Here is a 2,766-nt window from a genome sequence, read left to right as displayed (position 1 = left end):
TGCCACGGCAACTGCCGCCAACGCCAGCACCGGCCCACGGTTTTGTCCGGACACGGCCGAGTGTTGCGTCGGCGTCACCACCGGTTGCCGCACGGGTTGTGGCTGCGGCTTTTCGGTCGGGATTTCGATGGAAACCGGCGTGAGTCCGGCCAGGTCATTGGAGACCGCAACCGGAATCGGCAGGGGCCGAATCAACGTCGCCTCTACCTGCTCCTCCTTCGGCAACTGATCCAGCGCCCGCAACAACGCCGACGCATCCGGGAAGCGTTCCGCCGGGTCTTTGGCCAGCAGCTTGCGCAGCACCTCCTGATAACGCCCATGGTGCACCGGCAACTCAGGCAGCGGTTCAGTCAGGTGCGCCAGCGCGGTGGAAAGTGCATCGGTGCCGTTGTAAGGCAGCTTGCCCACCAGGATCTCGTAGAGCACCACGCCCAACGCATACAGGTCGGCGCGCCCATCAATCTCCTGGCCCCGGGCCTGCTCCGGGCTCATGTAGCTCGGCGTGCCGACGGCAAATCCGGCCTGGGTGAACTGCGTGCGGTCATCCAGGGACTTGGCGATGCCAAAGTCCGACAGCACCGCCGTGCCATCCGCGCGGAACAGAATGTTCGCCGGCTTCACATCGCGGTGCACCAGGCCCTGGGCGTGGGCATAACCCAGCGCCGAGGCGATCTGGCGGATATACGTCAGCCCTTGCTCCGGCGTCAGGCCCGCGGCGATGCGCTCCTTGAGCGTGCCATTGGGCAGGTATTCCATGGCCATGTAGTACAGCTCACCGACATTGCCGATGTCATGGATGGTCACGGTGTGCGGGTGGGACAGGCGCGCCAGGGTCTTGCCTTCGCGCAGGAAGCGCTCGCAGAAACTCGGGTCGGCCGCCAGCGCCGCCGCCATGATCTTCAGCGCCACCTTGCGCTCCAGGGAACGCTGGGTCGCCAGGTACACGCTGGCCATGGCGCCAACGCCGATTTCGCCTTCGATGTCGTAGCCGGGAATGATGATGTTCATGTCGACACCTTCACAACGATGGCGGTGATGTTGTCCGGCGCGCCGCGATTGAGCCCCAGGTGCACCAGGCTGCGGACGATTTCGTCCGGCTCGGCATGGCTCAGTACTTCGCGGATCTCGTGGTCTTCGACGGTCTTGTTCAGGCCGTCGCTGCACAGCAGGTAACTGTCGCCGGGGGCGATCAACAGGTCGACCGACGACAACGCCAACTGTGCTTCCACGCCAATCGCGCGGGTGACGATATTCGCCCGTGGATGCACCCGCGCATCGGCTTCGCTGAGCAGGCCGCTGTCCTGCAAGTCCTGCACGTAGCTGTGGTCGCGGGAAATGCTTTCCAGCAGGCCGTCGCGCAGGCGATACAGGCGGCTGTCGCCGGCCCACAGGCACACGCCGCGCAAGCCTCGGGTGGCGAGCAACACCACGGTGCTGCCCATCATGGTCACGCCACGGTGGGCGGTTTCTTCGCGCACCGCGCCGTTGACTCGCAGCAGGTCGCTGCGCAACGCCGCCGTGTATTCCTCAAGAGAACGGCCCACGGGAATGCTGCGCAGGCTGTCGACAATCAGGCTGCTGACGTAATCCCCCGCCGCGTGCCCGCCCATGCCGTCGGCCACCACCCACAGGCCGTTTTCCGGCAGGTCGAGGCAAGCGTCTTCATTGACTTGGCGAACCATGCCGACGTGGCTTTTGCTGGCGGATTTGAACGTGGACCGCATCTACACAACACCTTCTTGGCCGAGCAAAAATTGCGCAAAATCGTCGGCAGCAGGCAAGCCCTGACACCGCATTAAACCGGGAGAAATCTGTTGCGAACCACGGCCCCACCACAGGCTCGCGCCTTCGCAGGCCTGTTCGGCAAGCGCAGTCATCCGCGCTTGAGGGTCTGTGGCGTTGACACGCTGCAAGCCCGCAAAGCGACTACCCAAGGTGCGAGGTTGGCAGGCTGGAGCGCCGAGGGATTCGATCCCGCCGCTGAAACCTTCGAAGCTGGCGCCGGCGTCCAGCGTGCTCAGCAACAACTCTTCCACCTGTTCAAACCAGGCATCCGGCCCGCCGATGATGGAGGCGGGGTCGGTGTCATGATCCAACAGCGCAGCCACCGTCAGCGGGAAATAGCGCCCCACCCGGTCGATGCTCGGCATCACCACGCCCACCGCCGCGTCCGGCCCGCACACACCCGGCGCCAACACGAAGCGCCACAATGGGCTGACCAGGTAAGCATTCAGCCAGTCAGCCCCGAGGCGGGTCTGGCTGGCGAGCAATCCGGACGCCAGCCAACTGTCCCAAGGGCCGATAAAACTCTGGGGCAGCGCGCGGCTGACAAAGTCGCCGCGGCACGCCAACTTGCCGTAGAAACCCAGCGTGGTCATAGCCGCTCCGGCAGGCTGAAGCCGTTAAGCACGCGGCTCTTGAACGGGTTGAAGGCACTGTTGGCCCGCAACTCGTAGGAGATGCTCGCGCCGTCGACCCGCAGACGCAGGTTGAAGCGGTCCGGCGAATTGCCGGCGGTCAGGTCCGATTGCTCCAGCAGGCGAAACCAGGCCCACGGGCCGTCCAGCGTTACACCGGAGCGCCCGCTGGCTGACGGCGGCATGATGGAAATGCGCACCACGCCAATGCTGCCGGGATTCGGCCACTGCATCGCGACCGGCCGGCTCGGGCCGTGGTCATAGCTCAGTTGCTGGCCGTCCAGGTCCAGCAGGAACTGGGTGATGGTCGCGTCCATCGCCACCGGCTTGAGTTCAAAGCGCACGATCG

The 2,766-nt window shown here is 65.0% G+C and carries 4 protein-coding genes; all 4 read right to left on the bottom strand.

Going from position 1 to position 2,766, the window contains the following annotated elements; translation table 11 throughout:
• Positions 1–1,008 (bottom strand): serine/threonine-protein kinase (locus HX846_RS37050; RefSeq protein WP_178967440.1); only part of this gene is annotated, 1,008 nt, incomplete at its 3' end.
• On the bottom strand, positions 1,005–1,724 hold the full coding sequence (locus HX846_RS37045) for a PP2C family serine/threonine-protein phosphatase (RefSeq protein ID WP_003213320.1): 720 nt from the start codon (positions 1,722–1,724) through the stop codon (positions 1,005–1,007). The genes HX846_RS37045 and HX846_RS37050, both read right to left, overlap by 4 nt.
• Positions 1,725–2,378 (bottom strand): type VI secretion system-associated protein TagF, encoded by a 654-nt coding sequence (gene tagF / locus HX846_RS37040; protein WP_003213323.1) that lies wholly within the window; start codon positions 2,376–2,378, stop codon positions 1,725–1,727.
• Positions 2,375–2,766: type VI secretion IcmF C-terminal domain-containing protein (locus HX846_RS37035; protein WP_306173210.1), on the bottom strand; the 392-nt coding region annotated here is incomplete at its 5' end. The genes tagF and HX846_RS37035, both read right to left, overlap by 4 nt.

The organism is Pseudomonas sp. K5002 (assembly GCF_013386655.1).
Lineage (GTDB): Bacteria > Pseudomonadota > Gammaproteobacteria > Pseudomonadales > Pseudomonadaceae > Aquipseudomonas.
Note: the sequence above shows the minus strand (reverse complement) of the source record. Positions and strands in the feature narration are given on the sequence as shown.

What these genes read in the sequence shown, in the direction of transcription:
- HX846_RS37045 (WP_003213320.1), bottom strand. Translation starts at nt 1,724, where the DNA reads ATGCGGTCCACGTTCAAATCCGCCAGCAAAAGCCACGTCGGCATGGTT.
- tagF (WP_003213323.1), bottom strand. Translation starts at nt 2,378, where the DNA reads ATGACCACGCTGGGTTTCTACGGCAAGTTGGCGTGCCGCGGCGACTTT.